This is a genomic window from Allobosea sp. TND4EK4 (genome assembly GCF_900156025.1).
Classification (GTDB): domain Bacteria; phylum Pseudomonadota; class Alphaproteobacteria; order Rhizobiales; family Beijerinckiaceae; genus Allobosea.
Genome location: NZ_FTMO01000014.1, coordinates 35872 through 58194, shown reverse-complemented (window position 1 = coordinate 58194; position 22323 = coordinate 35872). Strand labels below are relative to the sequence as shown.

Here is a 22323-nt window from a genome sequence, read left to right as displayed (position 1 = left end):
GTTTCGTGGTCGAACGCCAATATAGGGATCGGCAGACGCGCCTCACAGAGGCAGCCTTCCTCGCGACCGTTCACTGACGCGTGACGATGCCGATCGTCGGCTGTGGAGCCCGCCCAAGCCAGAGCAGTCCGAACCCGAGGGCCAGCAGCGCCGCCGCGACGGGAAGGCGCGCGAATTCGGCGAAGGCAGGATCGGCAAGCCAGGGATGGATGTCGCGCGCCAGAGCCGGGCCGATCAGGGGGTAGCGCTCCGGCAGCAGGGTCTGGAGCGCCTCGCCGATGGCGGTGAACCGCGGCCCGGAATTGGCGATCGAGCGTGCGCCGTCGATGACGAGCGTGACGAAGCCGAACGCAACCAGGCCGTAACCGAAGAGCCGAACCAGAAACCGCACGCGTCCCTCATCCCCATCCGGAGACCCAGACCGTTATGTGCGTCGCGGCAGCGCGAACCGCAACCGGCACGGCCTCGTGCCGGACCGGTTTATACCGATTGTTGAAAACCCGGCGCCTCAGCCCTTGAAAGATGACGAAGCCGCAGTCATAAGCAGCCCGCCGGACAGGTGGCCGAGTGGTTGAAGGCGCACGCCTGGAAAGTGTGTATACGGGAAACCGTATCGCGGGTTCGAATCCCGCCCTGTCCGCCATTGAAATTTTCACAAGCAATTGAAATTAGAAGACGATCGACTGATCGCAATTGCTCTCCCCCCTTCTCACACCAACAGTCAATTGGCTCCTGCTGCCCTGCTGTCAGGGGCGTGAGGTGTCGGTATTTCCCGGATGAACTGCGCCGATAGCGGAACTTGGTGCTCTGCCCGAAAGCAGACCTCCGCCGCGCAGCAAGGTCACGACCGGCTTCGACTCTTTCAGAACTTGTGTTTGTCCGCTCTTCGACAAGGACACGCACCGAACGATGCTCCGTCAAGTTCTCGCCATAACCTTCGGAGCGGCGCCAAAGGCGCGCCGGAACGCGTAAGTGAAAGCACTGTGGGACGTGTAACCGAGTTCGCGGCCGATGCTGGCGATGTCGGCGTCAGCACGTCTCAGCGCCGCACGCGCCAAGGTGAGGCGCCACGTCCGCACATAGCTCAACGGGGGCTGCCCAACTTGGCGGGCAAACGCAGCAGAGAAGGCCGCGCGAGACATGCCGGCCACGCTGGCAAGCTGCGCCACCGTCCATGGCCGGGCGATATTCTCATGAACAGCGCGAAGCGCGCAGCCGAGCCGGGGGTCTGAGAGCGCGCCTAGCCACCCAGTCCGGAGACGCTCGCCACCTTCCGCATAGGCGCGGATCGCTTCCACCAGCAACACATCGGCTAGCCGGGCGCTCACGATCTGACTGCCCATCGCGCCTCGATCCACCTCGTTGTTCAGCAGAGTCAGGATCGTGCTCACGGCTTCTGATGCGGGCGAGGACCGGGGAACCGGGAAAAAATCCGGCAACATGTCGAGCAGGAAGTCCGTGTTTCCCGGCGAGAAAGTTACGGTCCCCCCGAGCGCAATCGTATCGTTGCCATTGAGATGAGCCACGTCGCAGCCGTCGTAAAAAGGGCGGCCGTCCCGGAGCGGCATGTTCGGGTGGCTGGCCACCGCATAAGTGGTGCGCCCGATCAGGCAGACGTCGCCGGGGCGCAACAGCTGCGGCTCCTGCCTTGGCACGATCAACCAAGCGGTTCCTTTCAACAATGCGACGAACTTCAGGCGATCAAAAGCTGGAAAAGAGAGCGCCCACTGACCAGCGGCTTCCAGGCGCGTGCGGCGGGTGACGTTGGCACCGAGGGCCATAAGGACGTCTGACAGCGGATCGGTCAAAGACTGAGACGATCGCGATAGAACCATGGATTTCACGCCGTAAGAAGTCTTGATGGACGGACATATCTCCTGCCTGAAGGAGAACAACAATGAATATCGCAGGCAAGGTTGTCGTCATCACGGGCGCGAGCAGCGGGATCGGGCGGGCGACAGCTAGGCATCTCGCCGAACGCGGCGCCTTTCTCGTGCTGGGCGCCCGACGCAAGCAGGAGCTCGCCGCCGTCGTCGATGAGATCACCGCCACCGGCGGCAGGGCCATCCACAAGGCGACCGACGTTCGCCATCGCGGCGATCTCGAAGCCCTCGTCGATCTGGCTATCGAGCGGGGCGGCAGGCTCGACGTCATCGTGAACAATGCTGGGATCGGGCCCATCTCGCGCTTCGACGCCCTGCGCGTCGAGGATTGGGACGCCATGATCGACATCAATCTGCGCGGAACGCTATACGGCATCGCTGCCGCATTGCCGATCTTCCAGCGCCAACAGTCGGGCCATATCATCAATATCGTGTCGACGGCGGGGATCAAAATCCTCCCGACCATGGGTGTCTATGCCGCGACCAAGAATGCCGTGCGGACGATCACTGAGGCCTTGAGGCAGGAGGCGGGGCCGCATCTGAGGGTCACCGAAATATCGCCCGGCATGATCTCGACGAACTTTGCAGATTCGATGACCGATCCGACCGTCAGAGAGGCCATGGCCCAGCGGATCGGCAACATCGCCATCTCGCCCGATGCGATCGCTCGCGGCATCGCTTATGCGATCGAGCAACCCGCCGATGTTGACGTCGGCAGCATAGTGATACGACCAACGGCTCAGGGTTGATGGCCTGTTGCCTGTGAAGAGGCTCGGGAGTTGCCCACCCCACCCGGTCATCTGCAACGGCTGGGCACCTTGAGGCTGCGCCGCGCCAGTTCCTGACCTTCGGTGCCCGCCTTAAACCAGACGCTCAGAGTTGAGGATGCCCGCTCAGGCAACCGCCGCCGCCGCTCCTAGCCGGCCTCGAGACTCGGCGTCCTACTCAGCAGCTCCGCTGCAACTCCTCTCACGGCCTGCGTCAGGCGGTCGAGCAGCTGCACCTCCAGCCTGGTGCGCTGCCAGTACAGCGTCACGCCGAGCCGCTTCTGCGGAGCCAGCTCGACCAGCCGCCCCTCGGCGATCAAGGGCGATGCGAGCACAAGCGGGGCCATCGACCATCCCAGCCCGGCCAGCGTCATGTCGAGCATGCCCTGTGTGGACGGGATCAAATGGGTCGGTGGCGAAATCGTCACGCCCCATGCCTCCCGCGCCCAGCGGAACTGAAGGTCGTCGCGACGGTCAAACCGCAGCATCGGAGCCTGCTGCAGGCTCTGCCCGTCAATACCCCCCGGACAATGCCGGGCCACGAAGCCCGCAGCGGCAACCGCGAGGTACTCGATCTGACCCAGGGGATGGATCTTGCAGCCCACAACCGGAACCGGTTCTGCTGTTACCGCCGCGAGGACGTCACCCGTCCGCAGCCGATCGGCGGTATGGGCCTCGTCGTCGAGCACGAGATCGAGCAGGCCACTGGTCTCGTTTGCGAACTTAACCGCCGCCTTGGGGAACCAAGTGCCGACGCTGTCGGCATTCACGGCCACCCGAAGCATGGTGGGTCCGGCCGCGCGCGTGGACAAGCCCGGCAGGCCTTCAATGACCTCGCCTTCGAGCAGCCGGACTTTTTCGACATGAGCGCAGAGCCTGGCGCCGATCTCGGTCGGCCGGCAAGGCGCGCCCCGCACCAGCAGGATCGCGCCGAGACGGTCTTCCAACCCTTTCACCCGCTGCGACACGGCCGATGGGGTCACGCCGAGCCCAACCGCAGCTTTCTCGAAGCTGCCCTCGCGCGCGACGGCTGCGACAGCGGCCAGAGAGAGGTAGTCGAGCATTAGCCTGCCTAATGTGTCGTTAGAAGAATGAGTTAGACTACATCAGCCCTGGGGCCCATCAAGTCGTTATGACCAGCGCCTTCCTTCCTGCCTTCGCTCAGGGCTCTGCCCTGTCGCTCGGGCTCATCGCCGCCATCGGCGCCCAGAACATGTTCGTGCTCCGGCAGGGTCTCAGGCGGGAGCATGTCGGGCCCATCGTCCTGTTCTGTGCGGCGGCCGATGCCTCGCTGATCGTGCTCGGCGTCAACGGCCTTGGAAGCGCCTTGACGGTCGTCCCCGGGCTGGCAGCGGCGCTCAGCCTGGCCGGCGCCGCGTTCCTGGCCTGGTACGGCGTCTCGGCGCTGCGGCGGTCAGCCCATCCCTCCGCCATGGTCATCGACAGGCAGCCTGGGATGACGCTGGGGGCCGCGCTCGCAGGCACAGCGGCCTTCACCTTCTTGAACCCGCATGTCTACATCGACACCGTGCTGCTGATGGGCGCGGTGGGAACGAGCCTGCCTGCCGAAGAGCGAACGCCCTTCATGATCGGGGCCGCGAGCGCCAGTTTTGCCTGGTTCGCCGCGCTGGGCTTCGGTGCCCGGTTCCTGGCACCGCTTTTTGCCCGGCCGGTGGCCTGGCGCATGCTCGATCTGGCGATCGGTGTCTTGATGCTGGCGCTGGCGACGAGCCTGCTGCGCACCGCGCTGGCAAGCTGATCGATGCATTCCCTCAATCCCCCCGAAAGGGACATGGGAGTTCGAAGCGCGGGAATCCGAGCCCGCATTTGTCGCTGGCGGCTCGCGAAGACCCGGGTTCAGGATAACCACTAGCGCCATGACAGCGACCTCACTGTCAGCTCCCTTGTTTCGCTGGTACGTCTCGTCCGCGACGTTTGCAGTGCCGCAAGCCGCCGGTCCGGTGGCCTTTGCACTGGTGGCGCTGGCGCTCACGGGCGACACCGGCGGCGCGGCCGCGATGATTCTCGCTCTGACGCTGGCGCAGGTCATCGGCGCGATCCCGATTACCCGGTTGGGAAGAGGTTTGCCGCCCACGACATTCCTGCGCATGCTGGTCGGCTTCAGGACCGTCGCGCTCTGTGCGGTTGCGGTGCTCGCGCAGTTTTCCGCTCCCTTGGTCTGGTTGATCGCGTTCTCGGCGCTGGCTGGCGCGGTTACCGGATCCGCCTTCGGGTATCTGCGAGCCGTGCTCAACGAGCTCACGGCATCCGGCTCGATGCCCAGAGCGTTGGGAATCGCGGCCACGCTCAACGAGGTGACCTTCGTCCTCGCCCCGGTACTCGCGTCCGGGCTTGGAACCATCTCGCCCGTTTTCGGCGTGCTGGCGCTCGCGGCGCTGGGTGCCGTACCTGCCTTGCTGGTCCCGACCGTCAAATCCGCGCCGACCGATGATGTGCATGCGCCAGATGCCTCCTCGGTCACACCCGCGATCCTGCTCTGGCTGATATGCGCGGCGGCGGGCGGGTCGACTGTGGCCGCCCTGGAGATCGGTGCGGTGGGGCTCGCCCTGCAGTTCGGTTACGCGCCCGCCATGGCGATCCTGTTCACCGTTCCCCTCTGCGTCGCGTCGGTGGCTGGCGGCATCTGGGTCAGCTTTCTCAATCGCATGGCCACCCGGAAGGCCGTGCTGATCCAACTGGCGATCATGACGGTGGGGGCCGTCATCGTCAGCCTGCAGGTATCGATGGCTGTCACGGTGATGGGCGCCGTCCTCGTCGGAGCGGTGCTCGCGCCGTTGGGTACCTACTACTCATTGGTCCTCGACACGCTTGCCCCGCGAAACAAGCGCGCCGAGGTCTTCGCCCTGCTCCGCACCGCGAACTCGGTCGGCGTTATCGTAGCGAGTGGGGTCATGACGATCGTCTCACTCCCGACGGCGCTCGTCGTGGTCAGTTGCCTGATGGCGTCCGTGGTGGCGATTGTAAGCCTGGCGCTGATCCGGCAGCATCGCTCGCCATGACCGGCAGCAGCGGGCAGTGGCTGCTGTTTCCGCGGCACTTGCCGTCGAAGCGAGCCTCAAGCGCGCCAGCAGCCCCTTTCCCGCCTCGGAAGAAGCGCCACTTCCGGACATTAAACCAGTGCCAGAAAGCGGGCATTGTGCCCTCCCCGCTTCCCCGGTCGGATACTCACGCCAATTGTTTCGCCGTGGTTTTGGGCCACGTTCCGGCAGACCTGAGCTCGGACTGTCGACGACAAGCGGCACTTGATCTCGCGCTCAGCTCCAGAATGCACTTTGCCACAGGCTCAGCTTCTCGCCGACGCTGTTCTGAAGAGCGTTCTCGTAAACGCGATAGCCGCACATCACGTCATAGATCGCCATGCCGCGGGCAAAGTAGACGATCACATCGTCGTCGTCGCGGCGTCCGCTGGTTTCCCCGGCGATGACCTTGCCGAGGTCGATGATTTCCTCCTCCTTCGCCAGGCCTCGGTCGACCATGACGCTCGGCGTCATCGTCTTGCGTTCCATGCTGATCGCGGAGTTCATGACATAGCCGTCGGCGCGAGCGAGCGTCTCGAAGGTTGCGTCCCAGATCGACAGATCGACAAGCAGGCTCCCCTTCTTCATCCAGTCCGGCGCGATATAGGCATCGTCGATCGTCTGGACGTTGGTTGCGGGGATGACCACATCTGCATCGATGACTGCCTCACGAGCGGAATCGACGGCGCGCACATCGACGTTCAGCTTCCGCGAGAATTCAGCGGCGAAGGCCTTGGCGCGCTCGGTGTTCAGATCATAGACATAGGCGAGCTCGAGCTCCGGCATCACCTCGGCAGTGCAGGCGATCGCTGCCTGATTGATCGGGCCGACGCCGATCAGGCCGATGCTGCGGGAGCCCGGCCGGCGCAAATGCTTGACGCCGACGGCACCAAGCGCGCCTGTGCGCATGCAGCTGATCACCATCGCGTCCATCAGGGCGATCGGATAGCCCGTCTCGGGATCGAGGATTGTCACAAGGCCTGAAGCGCGCGGCCCCTTCCCGTTGATCGGGTTATCCGGGTTGCTCGGGATGTTCTTCAGAGCGACCTTCATTACACCGTTGTCGTCGAGATAGCCGGCATGGATGTTCGCGCGCTTCTTGCTGGGATAGCCCACGAAGTTCTTGAGCTTCTCGGCCGGGACTCCCCAGAACAGGGTCGCGGTCGGCGCCTCGATCGCCTTGCCCTGATAGGCCAGCAATGTGGTGCGCTCGGTATCGGCAACCGTCGCAGGAACGTCGGCGGCGCCGCAGCGGATCGCGTCCTCCTGGCTAAGATAGATGAAGTTCGCTTCGCTCATGAGAAGGCTCCGTGGGTCATCTGTTGTCGGCGGCTGTCAGTCGCGTTGCCGCAGCTTTGGGTCGGTCGCATCGCGCAGGCCGTCTCCGAGGAGGTTCAGCGCGAGCACGGTTAGGAAGACGAAGACGCTCGGGAAGACGGCCAGCCACCAGGCGTCGAGGATGTTCTCAAACCCTTCCCTGATCATGCCGCCCCAGGTCGCCGTAGGCGGCTTGACGCCCAGGCCGATGAAGCTCAGCGAGGCTTCCGTGCGGATCGCCGTCGCCATCCAGAGCGAACCCATCACCAGGATGTCGGAGATCAGGTTTGGAAGGATGTGGACGCGCATGATCCGTCCATGACCGCAGCCCAGAGAGCGGGCCGCCTGGACGAAGTCCTGCTCCTTGAGCACCAGTGTCGGGGCCCGAGCCAATCTCACAAAGGGAGCGATCTCGGTCACTGCGATCGCGATGATGAGGTTTTCCAGGCTGGCGCCCAGGACCGCGGCAACGAGCATGCCGAGAAGCAGGCTCGGAAAGGACAGCATGAGATCGACGACCGCCATGACGAACGCGTCGAAGCGCCCGCCAATATAACCAGACAGCACTCCGAGAACGGTGCCGACGCTCATCGCGATCAGGATCGAGAGCAGGCCGACGATCAGCGAAATCCTGGCGCCGTAGATGATCCGCGAAAGCACATCGCGACCGTAGGAATCCGTGCCCAGCCAGAATTCCGATGAAGGCGGCAGGAACTGGTTGACGATATCCTGCGTGAGCGGGTCGTGCGGGGCAATCACAGGCGCGAGGATCGCGACGAGCACGATCACGGCCAGAAGGGCAAGTCCAGCCCAGGCGAAGGCGCCGCCACGCGACATGAAGCGGCCGGCCTCAGAGAGGCGCAGAACGATCGAGCTCATCGTCATGCCGTCCGAATACGCGGATCGACCGCGGCATAGGCGAGATCGGTCAGGATGTTTGCAAGCACGACGAAGGAGGCGAAGATGATCATCAGCCCCTGCAGCATCGTGTAATCGCGGGTGTTGAGAGCGCCGAGGATCAGGCGCCCGAGACCTGGCCGGTTGAAGACAATCTCCGTCAGCACCGCATTTCCGATCAGCGTGCCGAAATACAGCCCGACGACGGTGATGATCGGTAGCAGCGAGTTCGATAGGACGTGCCGCAAGGCCAAAGTCATCGGCGCGGCGCCTTTGGCCTTGGCCGTGCGCACGTAATCCTCACCCAGGGTTGAGAGCATGGACGCCCGCGTAACGCGCGCCACATAGGCGCTCATGATGACTCCGAGATTGAGTGCAGGGAGGGCTACCGCCAGCAGACGGTCCCACGGCCCGGCATTCTGGGTGGTGCCGATGACGGGAAACCAGCGCAGCTGGATCGCGAAGGCGAGCAGCAGCAGGATGCCTGACACGAAGGCCGGCAACGAAAGTCCCACGAGCGAGAACAACCGCCCGACATAGTCCGGCCAGGCATTGCGGTTTGTCGCGGCGCAGACGCCGAGCGGCAGCCCCAGCACGAGCCCGACGAGAATCGACGCGACCGCCAGCTCGATCGTGTTCGGCAGGACCCGCAGTGCCTCGTCGAGAACCGGCCGCTTGGTGACGAGTGATGTCCCCAGATCGCCCTGCAGCAATCCAGTCAGAAAGCCGAGATACTGCTGTGAGAGTGGCTCATTGAGGCCGAGCTGCTGCCGCAGCGCTTCTAGAGCACCAGCGCTGGCTTGATCACCGAGGATCACCGCTGCCGCGTCGCCCGGGACGATCCGGATGATCACGAAGATCGCCGTGAACATGGCCAGAAGCGTCGGCAAGCCGAGCGATATGCGTTTCAATGCGTATTTCATGAGGATTTCCGGGCGCGGGCAGCGGCCTGTTGATGGCAACTATTCACGGGCTGTGCTAAAACGTCGATTGATAAATTCAGCCAAGGGTATTCCAAACCCTCATGCCTCGCTCGATCAATCTCCGACAAGTCGAAGCCTTCCGCGCGGTGATGGAAAACGGCACTGTGAGTGCAGCCGCAGCGGCTTTGAACGTTACGCAGCCGGCTGTCAGCAAGCTGGTCTCCAATCTCGAACTCGATACGGGGCTGCGGCTCTTCGACCGGCTCAAGGGGAAGCTCACCCCAACCGCTCAGGGCGCGCATCTTTATGAAGAGGTCGATCGGGTCTTTTCTGGGCTCCACCAGATCGAGCGTGCCATCGAGACCGTCCGCCGCGAGCAGAAGGGCCGGCTGCTGGTCGGCGTCCTGCCGGCGCTGTCGGGCCATTTCATCCAGCATGTCACGATGCGCTTCTTGGAGAGCGAGGCACATGTGTTCGTGTCGCTGATCGTGCGTGGTTCGCCAGGCCTGGCGGATTGGCTGGTGACGCGGCAGGTAGACGTCGGAATCCTGAATGCCCGGGTCGAGCATCCCGATCTCGAGACCGAGCCGTTCCTGACCCATCCTCTGGTCTGCATCATGCCGGTCGGGCATCCGTTGTCTCGGAAGGCGGTGATCCGTCCTGACGACCTTCACGATCAACCCTTCGTCGGCTTCGACGAAGGGGTCGAGATCCGACGCCGGGTCGATGAGGTAATGGAGAGCCACGGCAGCGAGCCGCGGCTCGTTCTCAAGGCGACCACGGCTCCGACGCTTTGCGAATTCGTCGCGCATGGCCTCGGCTTGTCGCTGGTCCATCCGCTGATGGCAGGCCCCGTCAAAGGGCGCGTCGCGATCCGGCGCTTCGAGCCGGCCATCGACAACCATTTCCTTCTGGCCAAAGCAACCAAGGCCCGCAATGCGGGCCTTGTCGATCTCTTCATTCAGCATGCCCGGGAATGCGGCGATCAACTGATGCGCGAGGCGCTCATCGCGTGACGCTCGTCTTCTCCGTGATCTGCGGAGCGATGTTGATCGCGCCCTTCAGCTCGTAGCCGTAATCGACCTTCTTGCTGCGCGCCCAGACCTGCTGAAGCTCGAACAGCGGCACCGCACAGACATCCTTGTGGATCTTGTCCTGCGCGATCTTCCAGTCCGCCATTTGCTTGGCCGAATCGGTTTCCTTTCGGGCTTGCTCGATCTCGGCATCCGCCACGTCGCAATGCGAGAAATTGGTGATCGCGGTCGGTTTCCCCACCGTTGCGGCGGAATGATAGAACTCAGTGAGATAGGTATCGGCGACCGGGAACCGCGCGGCGCCATAAAACACCAGAGCGCTCGCATTCTGCCGGATCTGCTGCTGGTAGGTCGGGTGATCGACGACCTTCATATCCAGCTTGATGCCGGCTTTGCCGAGCTGATTCTGGATGACCTCCATGATCGGCAATTGCGAGGAAATGTTCGAGACCACGACGCTGAGCGTGATGCCGTTCGGATGCCCAGCCGCGGCGAGCAGGGCCTTCGCCTTGGCGATGTCGGGCTTGACGGTCCAGGAGCAGTCCTCGCCGCGATAGCCGGGCGGCACCACCGAGCAGCCCTTCTTGGCGACGTCAGGACCCACAAAACGGACGATCTGATCGACGTCAATTGAGAGTGCAATCGCCTGACGCACGCGCAGATCATCCAAGGGCTTGATGCTCTTGTTGATGTGCAAGGTGCGGAACTCGCCCTGACCAAAAATGTCCACGACCGCCTCCGGCCGCGTCTTGACCTGCGTCACCCAGCGCTGATCCCGCCGGCCATAGATCAGGTCGAGTTGCCCGGATTGAAAGGCCAGATCGCGGCTGCTGTCGGAAAGGACGAAGCGCCAAAGGACCTCGTCGATCTTGGGAGCGCCGCGGAAATAGCTCTTGTTGGCGACGAGTTTGACGTGCTGCTGCAACACATGTTCGGCGATCTGATAGGGGCCGGTTCCGATAGGCTTGGCAGCGAATTCGCGCCCTAAACGCTCGACCGCCTTCTTGCTGACGATCATGCCGCCGTGAAAATTGGAGAGCAGCCCGAGCAGCCCAGCGTCAGGATATTTAAGGTCGATCCTGACGGTCAGGTCGTCGAGCTTCTCCACGTTCGCGATGCCCGCGAAATTTGCGGCGAAGGACGAGGTGCTCGGGTCAGCCGCCCGCTTCAGCGAAAAGACGACGTCATCGGCAGTGAACTCGCCGAAATCGCCGTGAAACTTGACGCCTTTGCGCAGGTGAAAAGTCCACGATGTGCCGTCGGCCGAGGTTTCCCAACGCGTCGCCAGATCGGGCTCGATCTTGGCGGGATCGGCGCTTCCCGGAGGGAACCGGACCAGGCCGTCGAACACATTCGCGATCAGCATCGAGTCGAACCCGTTTGCGCGATGCGGATCGATGTTGGTGATGTCCGAGGTGCCAACGGCGACCTGTAGCGTCTCGGCTCTGAGCGACGACAGGGATGCTGTCGCGGCCGCGAGGCTGGCTAAGAATGCCAACGTGGTTTTCTTCATCTGAGCTCTCCCTGATAACCATCAGGCCGCTAAGCTCCAATGACGTCAATTGACATATTCGAGCTCACCTATAACCAAACGGCATAGGCGGCTCTTCGACGAGTTGGCTGGGGCCGGGTCAGCGGCGGCGCCTGCCGGCTATCCCGCATCCTGCAGCGCCTCCATGTTGGAGGAACCTGCCGCGCCGTTCGTACCGGCCTGCTCTTGCTCACGGCGAGGCGACGCCGGACCCGGGGCCCCATCAGACCACATAGTCGTCGCTGCCTATGCGTCGGTATAATTTCTGGCCCGCTTGCAACAGAGCGCCGACCTGATCCTCGACCAGTCTCTCGACGATCCGCATGGCATGAGAGGTGATTCTGTCGTTCCTGAAGTACAGTCCGCGCGAAACGGTGAGATCCTGGATCGGCGCCCCGCTGAGCTCGCCGCGGGCGATCTCGCGCTCCAAAGCCGAGAACGGAAAGATGCCGTAGCCGGCCTTGGCCAGCATTGCTTCGCGCGCAAGCGGCAGAGCATCGACCGCCGCGATCACGTTCAGAGGCAGCTTGGTCTCGAAATGGCTCCAGAGGAAACTCGCCAGCATGACGGGACGCGATCCAATGCTTGATAGCGGCACCGACTCCCGGCCCAGATCCCACAGCTCCGGAGATGCGAACAGCCAGAGCTGCTCGTGAAACAACGGCACGCATCTCAAGCGGTCATGCCCTGCGCGGCAGCTCATGATCGCCATGTCCAGGCTGCCTTCGATCAAGCCCTCTCGGACGGCAGGGGAGACGTTTTCCACCAGATGAAGCTTGATATCGGGGTAGCGCGCGATGCAGTCGGCCAGAATGCGGCCGACGAACAGGCTGCCGACTGAGGGGGGGAAGCCGAACCTGACGACGCCCGCAGGCTTGGTGACCGCTGAGGTCACCTCGTCGCGCAGCTCCTGAGCGTTGCGGAGCAGGTCTTTTCCACGCTGCTCCACCAGCCGGCCCGTCTCGGTCGGCACCACGCCGCGTCGATGGCGCTCGAGCAGCGTATCGCCGAGCTGTTCTTCCAACAACTGAATGCGCCGCGTCAAAGCCGGCTGAGCCAATCTCAGCGACCGGGAGGCGGCCGAGATCGAGCCGAGACGAACCACTTCGACAAAGCAGAGCAGCGATTCCAGATCGAGATGGCGCATCTTCTGCTATCGCCCTTCGGCATGACCGACATCGAGAATGTCTATTATGCAGATGGGCAAGCGTCGGCCTAGCTTCAGCCACCAATAATGTCGGCACGCCGGCGATCACATTTTCAGTCCCTGGGGAGGGCAAGATGACGCTAACCCGCCGGAATTTCTCGATCCATCTAGGCAGCTTGTGCGCGGCTTCCATGGCCGGCTCTGTACAGGCTCAGCAGCCGTACCCGAGCCGGCCCATTACAGTGGTGGTCCCCTCCGGCGCCGGCGGGCTCAGCGACACGCTCGCCCGCATCGTCACCGAGAAGGCGAAGGCGGACCTGGGCGCGGCCTTCGTCATCGAGAACAAGCCGGGCGCGAGCGGGATCATCGCCGCATCCGGCGTAAAGCGCGCGCAGGCGGACGGTTACACTGTCCTGCTTGCCAATGGCACGTCGAATGGAGCGGCAGAGGCTTTGGCCGCTAAGCCGCCCTACGATTCCATCAAGGACTTCGTGCCTGTCGCCCATGTCGGCGAAACGCAGCTTGCCCTCGTCGCATCGAAGAAGCTGCCGGTGAAGACGGCGCAGGAGCTCCTGGCCTATGCGCGCGCGCATCCCGGCAAGCTGACCTATGGCAGCTTCGGCCATGGCTCCGCCGGGCATCTGTTCGGCGAGGTCATGAAGAAGGAGAACGATATCTCGATGGTGCACGTTCCCTACAAGAACGAAGCCGATGTCGTGCAGGCCATGATCGCGGGAGAGATCGATCTCGGCATGCTGGTCTCCGCAAAGCCGTTCGTGGATGAGGGCCAGGTCACGCTGTTCGGCGTCACCAGCCCGAGCGGCACCGCCGCCTATCCGGGGTGGCCGAGCTTGAGCTCCCAGGGCGTGCGCGGCTTCTCGAATGCCCGCGGGTTCCAGATCTTCCTGGCTCCCGCCGGCACGCCCGAACCAGTCCTGAAGAAACTGGGAGCCGCCTTGACCCGTGCCATCTCCGACCCCGTGGTCGGCAAACGGACCCTCGATCTGGGTGTGGCCCCTGCCAATACGCCCGAGGCCGAGATGCAGACGACTTATCGTGAGCTCGTCGAACAGTGGCGCGCACTGGTCAAAGCGTCCAACGTCCAGACCCACTGAACCGTTCGAGCACAAGATGATCGTCGAACGCAATGTTCTGATCCCCGTGGATGACGGCCTTTCGCTGTCGGCCGACGTGTTCAGGCCCGAGGGCCCGCAGCCCGTGCCCGTGATCATGACGCTGGGACCCTACGGCAAGGGCGTGCGTTACCAGGATCAGTACAGTGCGAGCTGGCGCTGGATGACCGACCGACATCCGGATCTGCTGGAAGGATCGAGGCGTGAATTCCTCACCTGGGAAACCGTCGATCCCGAAATCTGGGTTCCCTGGGGCTATGCCGTCATACGGGTCGATTCCCGCGGAGCGGCGAGCACTCCCGGTCGCCTCGACATCCTGTCGCCACGCGAGACGCGTGACTATGCGCAGGCGATCGAGTGGGCCGGAAGCCAGCCCTGGTCGAACGGCAAGGTCGGGCTGAACGGCATCTCCTACTACGCGATCAACCAATGGCATGTCGCGGCACTCGCGCCCCGCCATCTCGCGGCGATGATCCCCTGGGAAGGCGCCGCCGACATCTATCGCGACTTCTTCCGGCACGGCGGCATCCTCTCGAACAGGTTTCTGGAGACCTGGTACCCTCGCCAGATCCTGTCTGTTCAGCATGGAAACGCGGCTGCGCCGCTCGATCCGTGGACCGGCTTGCGCAGCTCGGGACCTGACGACCTGACCGAGCGCGAGCGCGCCGAGGCAAGAGTCGATACGCTGGCGAATGCCCGCGCACGCGAGCTGGAGGACGAGTGGTACGCTGCCCGCTCCCCGGATTGGTCGAAGGTCACGGTGCCTTTCCTCAGCGCGGCGAACTGGGCCGGCTTCGGACTGCATCCGCGGGGCAATTTCGAAGCGTTCGTAAATGCCGCATCGACCGAGAAATGGCTGGAGGTGCACCCCGGCCGCCATGAGGAATGGTTCTATCTTCCATTCGGGATGGAGCTGCAGAAACGCTTTCTCGACCACTACCTCAAGGGAACGCCGAACGGCTGGCAGGACGCGCCTCGGGTGCTTCTCCACATCAGGCGTCCCTTCAGCGAGGCGTTCGAGCTCCGCGGGGAGCAGGAATGGCCACTGGCGCGGACGCTGTGGCGGCGCATGTTCCTCGACGCCAGTGCCGGTGCCTTGGGACGGGACGAGGCAAAAGCGGCCGGCTCGACGACCTTCGAGGCGCTCGGCGCCGGTATCAGGTTGGTGTCTGGCGAGTTGCCGGAGACGACGGAGATCACCGGCCCTCTGGCGCTGAAGCTCTTTGTCTCATCCTCGACGATCGACGCCGACCTCTTCGTCACATTGCTGGCCTTCGCCCCGGACGGCCGCGAAGTCACGTTCCAGGGCACGGTCGACGCCAGGACGCCCTTGGCCCAGGGATGGCTGCGGGCATCGCACCGCAAGCTCTGCCCGCGGCGCTCGCTGCCTTACCGGCCCTTCCACCCGCACGACGAAAAATGGCCCCTGATTCCGGACGAGATCTACGAGCTCGACATCGAGATCTGGCCGACCTGCATCGTGCTTCCGCAGGGCTATCGCCTGGCACTCGACATCCGGGGAATGGATTTCGCGCGACCCCTCGGAGCCGGTGAGGGACCCCATCGCGGGTCGGGACCCTGGCTGCACGACGACCCGATCGACCGCAACCCGCTCGTCTTCGGCGGCCGGACGACAATCCATACCGGAGCGGCGTATCCGAGCCACCTCCTGCTACCGGTCATTCCCGCTCAGCCGGCCTCCGCGTCAAGGCCGCAAGGTGATCACCGATGAAATGGGCCTCCTTCAGAGATTCCGAGCATCGCGAGCGGGCAGCATTGCTCGAACCCGATGGTCTCCATGCTCTGCCGCCGGGACTGAGCCTGGTCCAGCTGCTGGGAGATGATGGGGAACGCCTGTCGCGGGCTGCCGAGCAAGCAAGGGCGAGCCCGGAGCTCATCGTCCCATGGGAGGATGCGGACCTTCTGGCTCCGATTCCCCAACCGCCTTCGTTGCGAGACTTCTACGCTTTCGAACAGCATGCCAGAGCCGGCAGGCGCAGCCGTGGCCTCCCGATGGCTCCGGAATGGTTCGAAATTCCGGTCTTCTACTTCACCAATCCCGCAGCGGTGGTCGCCAGCCGCTCGACCGTAAAGGGCGCTCCGGGCAGCCTGATGCTCGATTTCGAGGCGGAGATCGCAGCGGTCGTCGGCCTGCCCGCCCGTGACGTGGCGCCGGAGCAGGCCGGCCGTCACATCGTCGGCCTCATGATCATGAACGACTGGAGCGCGCGCGATCACCAGCGCAAGGAAGCCGCCGTCGGCCTCGGCCCCGCAAAGGGCAAGGACTTCGCCACGACGCTCGGCCCCTATCTTGTCACGCTCGATGAACTGGAAAGCGCCCGCAAGGGCGCCGCGTTCGACCTGTCCATTTCAGCCAGCGTCAACGGGCGCCGCTACACGACGGGAAACCTCGCCGACATCTCCTGGTCCTTCGAGGAGATGCTGTCCTTCGCCGCGCGCGGTGCAACCGTTCGTACAGGCGATATCATCGGCTCGGGCACATGCAGCACCGGCTGCATCCTGGAGCTTTCGCAATCGCACGGTGCGGACAGGTTCCCATGGCTCTCTTCGGGTGACCAGGTGGTCATCGAGGTCGAGCGCCTTGGCTTGATCGAGAACACCATCGTCCAAACGGCCGAGCCCCACCGGTTGCAACCCCGCTTGCCCCGGATGCCGGAGGATTGACGCCGATGCCTCGTCGTTTCGTCGATATCTCTGCGCCGCTTCAAGCCGGTATCGCCTCGGACCCGCCCGGCTCAGAACCCAAGATCGAATACATCGGTCATGAAGAAGGGCTCGAGCGGCTGCTGCCGCATTTTCCGGGTCTCACCGCAGACGACCTGCCGGATCGCTGCGGGTGGGCGATCGAGAAAGTGGCACTGACAACCCATAACGGCACGCATCTCGACGCCCCCTGGCATTTTCATCCGACGATGAGCGGCGGCGAGCGCGCCTGGACCATCGACGAGATCCCGCTCGACTGGTGCTATGCCCGCGGCGTCAAGCTGGATTTCCGCAATCTGCCGGATGGCCACGTCGTTTCAGCCACTGAGGTCCGGGAGGAGCTGGAGCGGATCAATCACGAGCTGAGGCCTCTCGACATCGTCCTGATCAACACCCGGGCGGGTCTCCGCTACGGTCAGGACGACTATCTCCGATCCGGCTGCGGCATGGGCCGCGAGGCTACGCTGTTTCTCCTTGAGCGAGGGATCAGGGTCACCGGTACGGATGCCTGGAGCTGGGATGCTCCTTTCGTCCATACCGCCCGGCGATATGCCGAAACCCGCGATGCCAGCATCATCTGGGAAGGCCACAAGGCCGGGCGCGAGATCGGCTACTGCCATATCGAGAAGCTGCACAATCTCGAGAACCTTCCCGCAACGGGCTTCGAGGTGATCTGCTTCCCGGTGAAGATCGAGCGCGCTTCAGCCGGCTGGACGCGGGCGGTCGCCGTGTTCGGCTGACCACATCGCAGTGGCCACCGCCTGGGCGCTGCCCCGCCGTCGCTGCTCACACGCGCCATAAACTGACGCCCGGATGTTGCCGGAACCAGAGATGGGGCGCATGGCGCTGCTTGTCGAATGTGCCCGACCCACAGCTTCCATTTTCTGCGATAGGCTGCGCTCAAGCGCTTCGAACGAAGGACACGGCGGCTCTCAAGCCGCGCCCGCTGGGAGGCGTGCCCAAGGTGAGCTCCGCTCCAACGTTGTGCAGGGCCACTTCAACGATCGCGAGGCCGAGCCCACTGCCGGCGTTTCTGGCCGCTCGTCCACGATAGAAGCGCTGCCTGATCAGGGCCAGTTCGTCCGCGGGAACGCCGGGACCTTCGTCATCGACCGCCAGGGTCGCCTCTGCGGTTCTCAGCCATCTGACGCGACCGCCCGGGTGGCTGTGACCGCACGCGTTTTCATGGAGGTTGCGCAGGGCCAGTTTCAGATTGTCGCGGTCCCCCTCCACCGTGATCGCATCGATCGCGTCGTCGAATTCGACGGAGATCGATGCCGGCCGCTGTCCTTCTCGATCAATCTCGCGCAGCAGCTGCCCGAGGTTCACCCGCTCCCGCCGATGTGGATCGGCGCCCGACTCCAGCCTCGCCAGCGCCAGCAACTGACTGATCAGGCGTGCCGTCCGGTCGACGCCCTGCATGATGTGGTCCAGAGCGGCAGTCCGCATCTCGGTCGTGTCGGCAGCCCTGGCGATCTGGGCCTGGGTCCGGATGCCGGCGAGCGGCGTGCGCAACTCGTGCGCAGCGAAGGCGGTGAATTCGCGCTCGTGCCGGCGGGCCGCGTCAAGGCGCGTGAACAGGCCGTTCAGGGCATCCGTCACCGGCCGGATCTCGTCGATGACCCTGGCCTGAAGCGGTGCGAGGTCGTCGGCGGCGCGCTGCTGCAGGTCGCCGGCAATGCCGCGCAGCGGCGACAGGCCACGCCCGACGCTGATCCAGATCAGTCCGGCGAAAATCGGCAGCATCAGGAGCGTCGGTGCGACGAGGCCCATGACGAGGTCGTTGACGAGGCGATCCCGCAAGCCGAGCCGGTCGCCGACCAGAACCCGGACATCCTTGGCGGCGTCCTCGATGGCGTAGACGCGCCACAGCTCGCCGTTGATCATGCTGTCGTTGAAGCCGGCGGCATGATTGGCCAGCCTCTCTGCGGGGGCCGCCGTCGAGGCCGCGACGAGCCGGCCCCCCAGCGACCAGATCTGGCAGGAGAGCTGGCGCTCATAGCCGCCGTGGTCGTCTGTCGAGACCTGTGGCGTCGCGGCGATCGCGGACGGCGCCGATCCGCCGGCATCCCGGACGAGCGAGGAGACCATGCGCGCCGCCTCCTGCAGGCGCGTGTCGAGGACGCGTTCGAGCTCGGCCTTCGTGCCGAGATAGATCCAGGCGGTCGCAGCCAGCCAGATCAGTCCGGTGGTGGCGACGAGGATCACGAAAAGGCGCGCGCGCAGCGACGTCATGGCATCATCCTCAGTCGATAACCCAGGCCGCGTACGGTCTCGATCAGCTCGCGTCCGATCTTCTGCCGGAGATTGTGGATGTGGACCTCGATGGCGTTGCTCTCGATCTCCTCCTGCCAGCCATAGAGCCGCTCTTCCAGCTCGATGCGCGAGCGGATCACGCCCGGCCGCTCGGCGAGTGTCCGCAGGATCGCGAACTCGCGCCGCGTGACCTCGATGGCGAGGCCGTCGCGCGAAACCGAATGGCTTTCCGGATTCAGGACGAGGCCCGCCACGTCGATGGCCGCTGTCGCCCGGCCATCGCGCCGCCGCACCACGGCCCGCAGTCGTGCGGCGAGCTCGCCGAGGTCGAAGGGTTTGCCGAGATAATCGTCGGCGCCGCGATCGAGCCCGGCGATCCGGTCGCGTGTCTCACCGAACGCCGTCAGGAGCAGGATCGGGCTCTCGTCGCCCGCCTGGCGCAGGCTGGCCAGCAGGTCGAGACCCGAGCCGTCCGGCAGCATGATGTCGAGGACGATCGCGTCGAAGGCGCCTGCCGCGAGCGCATGCCGGCCATCGGCACAGTTGCCGACGACCTCGGCGCTGACGCCGTGGAGCTTCAGCCCGACGGCGAGGCCGTCGGCCAGGATGGGGTCGTCCTCGACGATCAGAACACGCATCGTTTCTCCACGGCGGGCAGCATCCCTGCTCGGCTTAAGGCTGGCTTAAGCTGGGACGCGCCGATGGCTGCAATCACTGCGGCACAAGCCGCCGCCTTCACCAGCCGACAAGGATCAGACCGATGCAGCAGGATCGCCGGACCATCATCAGCGGCCTGGCATTGCTCCTCGCCGCCACGCCGGGTTTGGCGCTGGCCCAGGGACGCGATCCTGATGTCGAGGCCATCCTCAACGATCCCGAGGCGCCGGTCTCCGGCAATCCGAAGGGCGACGTCACGATCGTCGCCTTTCTCGATTACAACTGCCCCTTCTGCAAGAAGGCCGCGCCCGATCTCGCCCGGCTCGTCCGGGAGGACGGCCGGATCAGGCTCGTCTACAAGGACTGGCCGGTGATCGCCGAGACCTCGGTCTATGCCGCGCAGCTTGCGCTCGCCGCCGCCTATCAGGGCGCCTATGCCAAAGCCCATGACGCGTTGATGGCGACAAAAGGGCGGCTCGGCCGCGAGCAGATCGCCGCTGCGCTCAAGGGCGCCGGCCTCGACATGGCCCGGCTCGAAGCGGATGTGAACGGCAAGGCTACCCAGATTACCGCGCTGCTCCGCCGCAACATGGCGCAGGCGGAATCGCTCGGGCTGCAGGGCACGCCGACCTATCTCATCGGCCCGTTCCGGACCTCCACCCAGGATTATGCCGGCTTCAAGCAGGTCGTCGCCGACGCGCGCAAAAAGCAGGCGTCCCCGTGACCGACCGGCTCGCACCCTCGATGACCGTCTCCAAGCCCACGCGCCGCCTCGCGGGCCTCATGATCGCTCTGGCTGCCGCCGGCTGTACGACCATCGCGCAGCAGCCGGTTCCGGCGACTCCGACGCCCCAGTTCAGCGCCCTCGATCTCAGGCGCTATGGCGAGGTCGGCGGCGAGCCGTTCCATGTCCCCGCCGTCTCGCTCGAAGACCTGCGGCCCCGCAATCTGCGCCGGCTCGTCGACTATCCGACCGCGCATCAACCCGGCACGCTGATCGTCGATCCCGCGAACCGGTTCCTGTTTCTCGTTCAGGAGAACGGCAAGGCGCTGCGCTATGGCGTCGGCGTCGGGCGCGAGGGTCTGGAGTTCACAGGGTCCGCGACCGTCGAGCGCAAGGCGCAATGGCCGCGCTGGACGCCGACGCAGGACATGATCAAGCGTGAGCCCAGCCGCTATGCGAAATGGGCCGGCGGCATGAAGGGCGGCGAGGCCAACCCGCTGGGTGCCCGGGCGCTCTACCTGTTCAAGGACGGCAGGGACACGCTCTACCGAATCCACGGCACCAACGAGCCCGACACCATCGGCGAGGCGGTGTCGTCAGGCTGCATCCGCATGATGAACCAGGACGTCATCGACCTCTACAACCGCATCCCCAAGGGGTCCAAGGTTGTCATCCTGCCCGCTTGATGGCGAGAACGAGAGCTGGACCGGGCGCGTTGAATGCCATTCCCCCAAGGATGCGCCCCCGGTCGTGAAACCCGGCCGAGGCTAGATCGACGCTGTATGGCGACGGCGACAAGCGAGTTCAGAATCGTAGCCTCATGCCCTGTGGGTTTCCTCAGGGGCTGACCACCTTGACGGCCGGATCAGCCATGCGAGCGGCTACCTCTGCCGGCTTGCCGACCGAAACCCCTTCGATGATGGCGTCGGGCTTGAGCTGCCGGTTGGGCAGATAGATCGCACAGAGTTCGACCTTGCTGCCCTGGCTGATCAGCTTTTCGAGAAGGGCGCGGACGCTCATGCCGGTGGGGGTGACCGGACGCGTGGCGGCTGCGGGCGCGACCTTGAGAGCAATGTCGCCGGCCGGGCCGCAGAGCACGAGATCGACCGCATGGCCGGCGCCGCGGGCTTCGTTGGCGAGGATCAGCGAGAAGGCCTGGGCCTCGGCATCGCTGCTGCTGAGCAGGGTGAGAATCTTCGCGCCGGCCGCCGCGGCGGGCGGGACCGTGAGGACGGAGACGGAGAGGGCGGCGAGAAGCGCGAGAGAACGGGCGGACATGATCACGGCCTTTGCGATGGAGGGGCTGCTATTCGCCGAGCGGGAATTTCGATTTGTCGAGGCGGTAGCTCCAGGGGAGACCGGAGTTCTTCCACCCGTCGACCAGGCGCCAGTTCTTGCGCTCCCCCTCCTTGATCGTGTCGCCTTCGAAGCCGTCGGTGACGACATAGACCTTGCCGTAACCCTTGCCCCAGAGCTCCTGGGCGGAGGGTGCGCCGCGTTCGCCGCCGGAGCGGCACATCAGCAGGATCGGCGTGTCCTTGGACAGGCCGCGCGCAGCCAGCGCCTTGGCGAGATCGGCCTCGAATCGCGGGTTCTTCTCCACCTGATAGACAGAGCGCTGCTCGTTCCACTTCGCCCGGTTGGCGATCATGAACGGCACGACGACATCGACGGCGGGGGCGAAGCCGGTGAACATGATCTCTACGGGATCACGCACATCGACGAGCAGCACCTTGTCGCCCTGCGCCTGCTTCATTGCGAAGGCCTCGCGGGAATCGACATAGAGGCCCCATGGCGTGCGTCGCGCCGGATCGGCGGGTTCCGGCGCGGCCAGCGCCAGGCCGGAGGACGCGCCCAGTAGCGGCAGGATCACGAGAAGATGTTTCATGTCTGTCTCCAGCGATGAGGGAGTTGCGAGGCCCGCGCTCAGCGGGCCGGGCCGCGGCGCGCGGAAGCCGGGGCGAAGGAGAGCGCGACATAGACGATCATCGCGCCGCCGATGACGCCGGCGGCGGCGATGGCGAGCGTCAGCAGCCAGTCGATCGGGCCGCCGAGGAGATCGGTGGCGCGCGAACTCGTAAACCAGAGCATGGCCCAGACGGCGAGGACGCCGCCGAAGGCGCCGATCCCCTGTGCATAGACCAGGCGGCGCGGCGAGATGCGACCCTCGCGGACCACGGTCAGAACGACCGCGACGACCATGAGCAGGATGAAGCCGGCGAGCGGCCAGAAGGCCAGGCCGAGCATCTCCTGGAAGACCGCGACGAACACCATGGGGTCGATCTGCTGCAT

23 protein-coding genes and 1 tRNA gene are annotated in these 22323 nt (G+C 64.7%); 11 read left to right on the top strand and 13 right to left on the bottom strand.

The features are described 5' to 3' along the window. Positions 1-70 precede the first annotated feature (70 nt). A complete protein-coding gene (locus tag BW981_RS17585; RefSeq protein ID WP_076441576.1) occupies positions 71-391 on the bottom strand; it encodes a hypothetical protein in 321 nt (106 codons plus the stop codon). Positions 392-553: 162 nt separating this feature from the next. Between BW981_RS17585 and BW981_RS17580 the strand changes: the two genes are divergently transcribed. Beyond that, positions 554-643, top strand: a tRNA-Ser gene (locus BW981_RS17580). 274 nt (positions 644-917) lie between these two features. On the opposite strand, the gene BW981_RS17575 is transcribed toward BW981_RS17580, so the two are convergent. Further along, on the bottom strand, positions 918-1808 hold the full coding sequence (locus tag BW981_RS17575) for an AraC family transcriptional regulator (protein WP_244560362.1): 891 nt from the start codon (positions 1806-1808) through the stop codon (positions 918-920). Positions 1809-1897: 89 nt separating this feature from the next. Between BW981_RS17575 and BW981_RS17570 the strand changes: the two genes are divergently transcribed. Beyond that, positions 1898-2632, top strand: coding sequence for an SDR family oxidoreductase (locus BW981_RS17570; RefSeq protein WP_076441574.1), 735 nt, complete (start codon positions 1898-1900; stop codon positions 2630-2632). A gap of 167 nt (positions 2633-2799) precedes the next feature. On the opposite strand, the gene BW981_RS17565 is transcribed toward BW981_RS17570, so the two are convergent. Then, positions 2800-3714: a LysR family transcriptional regulator ArgP gene (locus tag BW981_RS17565; RefSeq protein ID WP_076441572.1), complete on the bottom strand. Its 915-nt coding sequence runs from the start codon at positions 3712-3714 to the stop codon at positions 2800-2802. Between the two features lie 68 nt (positions 3715-3782). On the opposite strand from BW981_RS17565, the gene BW981_RS17560 reads away from it, so the two are divergent. Continuing rightward, positions 3783-4409, top strand: a complete 627-nt coding sequence (locus tag BW981_RS17560) for a LysE/ArgO family amino acid transporter (protein WP_076441570.1) — start codon at positions 3783-3785, stop codon at positions 4407-4409. Between the two features lie 118 nt (positions 4410-4527). Next, positions 4528-5670: an MFS transporter gene (locus BW981_RS17555; RefSeq protein WP_076441569.1), complete on the top strand. Its 1143-nt coding sequence runs from the start codon at positions 4528-4530 to the stop codon at positions 5668-5670. Positions 5671-5925: 255 nt separating this feature from the next. Here BW981_RS17555 and BW981_RS17550 read toward each other — a convergent pair whose 3' ends face one another. Genes BW981_RS17550 through BW981_RS17540 form a run of 3 tightly spaced genes read right to left on the bottom strand, consistent with a single transcriptional unit; the run spans position 5926 to position 8825 of the window. Further along, positions 5926-6987, bottom strand: coding sequence for a hypothetical protein (locus tag BW981_RS17550; protein WP_076441567.1), 1062 nt, complete (start codon positions 6985-6987; stop codon positions 5926-5928). A 36-nt stretch (positions 6988-7023) separates the two neighbouring features. After that, positions 7024-7884 (bottom strand): ABC transporter permease, encoded by an 861-nt coding sequence (locus BW981_RS17545; protein WP_139333824.1) that lies wholly within the window; start codon positions 7882-7884, stop codon positions 7024-7026. Between the two features lie 2 nt (positions 7885-7886). Next, entirely contained in the window at positions 7887-8825 is a 939-nt protein-coding gene (locus BW981_RS17540) for an ABC transporter permease (RefSeq protein ID WP_076441563.1), read from the bottom strand. Positions 8826-8926: 101 nt separating this feature from the next. Between BW981_RS17540 and BW981_RS17535 the strand changes: the two genes are divergently transcribed. Next, positions 8927-9841 carry a LysR substrate-binding domain-containing protein gene (locus BW981_RS17535; protein WP_076441561.1) on the top strand — a complete coding sequence of 305 codons (915 nt, stop codon included), beginning with the start codon at positions 8927-8929 and terminating at the stop codon, positions 9839-9841. Here the strand turns inward: BW981_RS17535 and BW981_RS17530 are convergent. After that, complete coding sequence (locus tag BW981_RS17530; protein ID WP_076441559.1) at positions 9831-11372, bottom strand: ABC transporter substrate-binding protein; 1542 nt, start codon at positions 11370-11372, stop codon at positions 9831-9833. The two genes, BW981_RS17535 and BW981_RS17530, sit on opposite strands and share 11 nt — an antisense overlap. A 241-nt stretch (positions 11373-11613) precedes the next feature. Then, positions 11614-12537, bottom strand: a complete 924-nt coding sequence (locus tag BW981_RS17525; RefSeq protein WP_076441557.1) for a LysR family transcriptional regulator — start codon at positions 12535-12537, stop codon at positions 11614-11616. Positions 12538-12671: 134 nt separating this feature from the next. Here BW981_RS17525 and BW981_RS17520 point away from each other — a divergent pair, with 134 nt between their 5' ends. The 4 genes from BW981_RS17520 to BW981_RS17505 are packed head-to-tail and all read left to right on the top strand — an operon-like array spanning position 12672 to position 17134. Beyond that, positions 12672-13652, top strand: coding sequence for a Bug family tripartite tricarboxylate transporter substrate binding protein (locus BW981_RS17520; protein ID WP_076441555.1), 981 nt, complete (start codon positions 12672-12674; stop codon positions 13650-13652). A gap of 16 nt (positions 13653-13668) precedes the next feature. Next, on the top strand, positions 13669-15402 hold the full coding sequence (locus BW981_RS17515; RefSeq protein WP_076441554.1) for a CocE/NonD family hydrolase: 1734 nt from the start codon (positions 13669-13671) through the stop codon (positions 15400-15402). After that, a complete protein-coding gene (locus BW981_RS17510) occupies positions 15399-16355 on the top strand; it encodes a fumarylacetoacetate hydrolase family protein (protein ID WP_076441552.1) in 957 nt (318 codons plus the stop codon). Before BW981_RS17515 ends, BW981_RS17510 begins: the two co-directional genes overlap by 4 nt. A 5-nt stretch (positions 16356-16360) precedes the next feature. Further along, positions 16361-17134 (top strand): cyclase family protein, encoded by a 774-nt coding sequence (locus BW981_RS17505; RefSeq protein ID WP_076441550.1) that lies wholly within the window; start codon positions 16361-16363, stop codon positions 17132-17134. Positions 17135-17294: 160 nt separating this feature from the next. Here the strand turns inward: BW981_RS17505 and BW981_RS17500 are convergent, their stop codons facing one another. Beyond that, positions 17295-18629 (bottom strand): histidine kinase dimerization/phospho-acceptor domain-containing protein, encoded by a 1335-nt coding sequence (locus BW981_RS17500; protein WP_076441548.1) that lies wholly within the window; start codon positions 18627-18629, stop codon positions 17295-17297. After that, positions 18626-19288 (bottom strand): response regulator, encoded by a 663-nt coding sequence (locus BW981_RS17495; protein WP_076441546.1) that lies wholly within the window; start codon positions 19286-19288, stop codon positions 18626-18628. Before BW981_RS17495 ends, BW981_RS17500 begins: the two co-directional genes overlap by 4 nt. A gap of 122 nt (positions 19289-19410) precedes the next feature. Here BW981_RS17495 and BW981_RS17490 point away from each other — a divergent pair, with 122 nt between their 5' ends. Together BW981_RS17490 and BW981_RS17485 are read left to right on the top strand one after the other, a co-directional pair. Further along, positions 19411-20031 (top strand): DsbA family protein, encoded by a 621-nt coding sequence (locus BW981_RS17490; protein WP_076441544.1) that lies wholly within the window; start codon positions 19411-19413, stop codon positions 20029-20031. Positions 20032-20051: 20 nt separating this feature from the next. Beyond that, complete coding sequence (locus tag BW981_RS17485) at positions 20052-20717, top strand: L,D-transpeptidase (RefSeq protein ID WP_076441615.1); 666 nt, start codon at positions 20052-20054, stop codon at positions 20715-20717. Positions 20718-20868: 151 nt separating this feature from the next. Here the strand turns inward: BW981_RS17485 and BW981_RS17480 are convergent, their stop codons facing one another. The 3 genes from BW981_RS17480 to BW981_RS17470 are packed head-to-tail and all read right to left on the bottom strand — an operon-like array spanning position 20869 to position 22323. Beyond that, the gene (locus BW981_RS17480; protein ID WP_076441613.1) at positions 20869-21309 is read right to left on the bottom strand and encodes a DsrE family protein; all 441 of its coding nucleotides are present in this window, start codon (positions 21307-21309) and stop codon (positions 20869-20871) included. 28 nt (positions 21310-21337) lie between these two features. Beyond that, complete coding sequence (locus BW981_RS17475) at positions 21338-21919, bottom strand: rhodanese-like domain-containing protein (RefSeq protein WP_076441542.1); 582 nt, start codon at positions 21917-21919, stop codon at positions 21338-21340. Positions 21920-21957: 38 nt separating this feature from the next. Further along, a complete protein-coding gene (locus tag BW981_RS17470; RefSeq protein WP_076441540.1) occupies positions 21958-22323 on the bottom strand; it encodes a DUF5368 family protein in 366 nt (121 codons plus the stop codon).

What these genes read in the sequence shown, in the direction of transcription:
- BW981_RS17570 (WP_076441574.1), top strand. Translation starts at nt 1,898, where the DNA reads ATGAATATCGCAGGCAAGGTTGTCGTCATCACGGGCGCGAGCAGCGGG.
- BW981_RS17565 (WP_076441572.1), bottom strand. Translation starts at nt 3,714, where the DNA reads ATGCTCGACTACCTCTCTCTGGCCGCTGTCGCAGCCGTCGCGCGCGAG.
- BW981_RS17560 (WP_076441570.1), top strand. Translation starts at nt 3,783, where the DNA reads ATGACCAGCGCCTTCCTTCCTGCCTTCGCTCAGGGCTCTGCCCTGTCG.
- BW981_RS17555 (WP_076441569.1), top strand. Translation starts at nt 4,528, where the DNA reads ATGACAGCGACCTCACTGTCAGCTCCCTTGTTTCGCTGGTACGTCTCG.
- BW981_RS17550 (WP_076441567.1), bottom strand. Translation starts at nt 6,987, where the DNA reads ATGAGCGAAGCGAACTTCATCTATCTTAGCCAGGAGGACGCGATCCGC.
- BW981_RS17545 (WP_139333824.1), bottom strand. Translation starts at nt 7,884, where the DNA reads ATGAGCTCGATCGTTCTGCGCCTCTCTGAGGCCGGCCGCTTCATGTCG.
- BW981_RS17540 (WP_076441563.1), bottom strand. Translation starts at nt 8,825, where the DNA reads ATGAAATACGCATTGAAACGCATATCGCTCGGCTTGCCGACGCTTCTG.
- BW981_RS17535 (WP_076441561.1), top strand. Translation starts at nt 8,927, where the DNA reads ATGCCTCGCTCGATCAATCTCCGACAAGTCGAAGCCTTCCGCGCGGTG.
- BW981_RS17530 (WP_076441559.1), bottom strand. Translation starts at nt 11,372, where the DNA reads ATGAAGAAAACCACGTTGGCATTCTTAGCCAGCCTCGCGGCCGCGACA.
- BW981_RS17525 (WP_076441557.1), bottom strand. Translation starts at nt 12,537, where the DNA reads ATGCGCCATCTCGATCTGGAATCGCTGCTCTGCTTTGTCGAAGTGGTT.
- BW981_RS17520 (WP_076441555.1), top strand. Translation starts at nt 12,672, where the DNA reads ATGACGCTAACCCGCCGGAATTTCTCGATCCATCTAGGCAGCTTGTGC.
- BW981_RS17515 (WP_076441554.1), top strand. Translation starts at nt 13,669, where the DNA reads ATGATCGTCGAACGCAATGTTCTGATCCCCGTGGATGACGGCCTTTCG.
- BW981_RS17510 (WP_076441552.1), top strand. Translation starts at nt 15,399, where the DNA reads ATGAAATGGGCCTCCTTCAGAGATTCCGAGCATCGCGAGCGGGCAGCA.
- BW981_RS17505 (WP_076441550.1), top strand. Translation starts at nt 16,361, where the DNA reads ATGCCTCGTCGTTTCGTCGATATCTCTGCGCCGCTTCAAGCCGGTATC.
- BW981_RS17500 (WP_076441548.1), bottom strand. Translation starts at nt 18,629, where the DNA reads ATGACGTCGCTGCGCGCGCGCCTTTTCGTGATCCTCGTCGCCACCACC.
- BW981_RS17495 (WP_076441546.1), bottom strand. Translation starts at nt 19,288, where the DNA reads ATGCGTGTTCTGATCGTCGAGGACGACCCCATCCTGGCCGACGGCCTC.
- BW981_RS17490 (WP_076441544.1), top strand. Translation starts at nt 19,411, where the DNA reads ATGCAGCAGGATCGCCGGACCATCATCAGCGGCCTGGCATTGCTCCTC.
- BW981_RS17485 (WP_076441615.1), top strand. Translation starts at nt 20,052, where the DNA reads ATGACCGTCTCCAAGCCCACGCGCCGCCTCGCGGGCCTCATGATCGCT.
- BW981_RS17480 (WP_076441613.1), bottom strand. Translation starts at nt 21,309, where the DNA reads ATGTCCGCCCGTTCTCTCGCGCTTCTCGCCGCCCTCTCCGTCTCCGTC.
- BW981_RS17475 (WP_076441542.1), bottom strand. Translation starts at nt 21,919, where the DNA reads ATGAAACATCTTCTCGTGATCCTGCCGCTACTGGGCGCGTCCTCCGGC.
- BW981_RS17470 (WP_076441540.1), bottom strand. Translation starts at nt 22,323, where the DNA reads ATGCAGCAGATCGACCCCATGGTGTTCGTCGCGGTCTTCCAGGAGATG.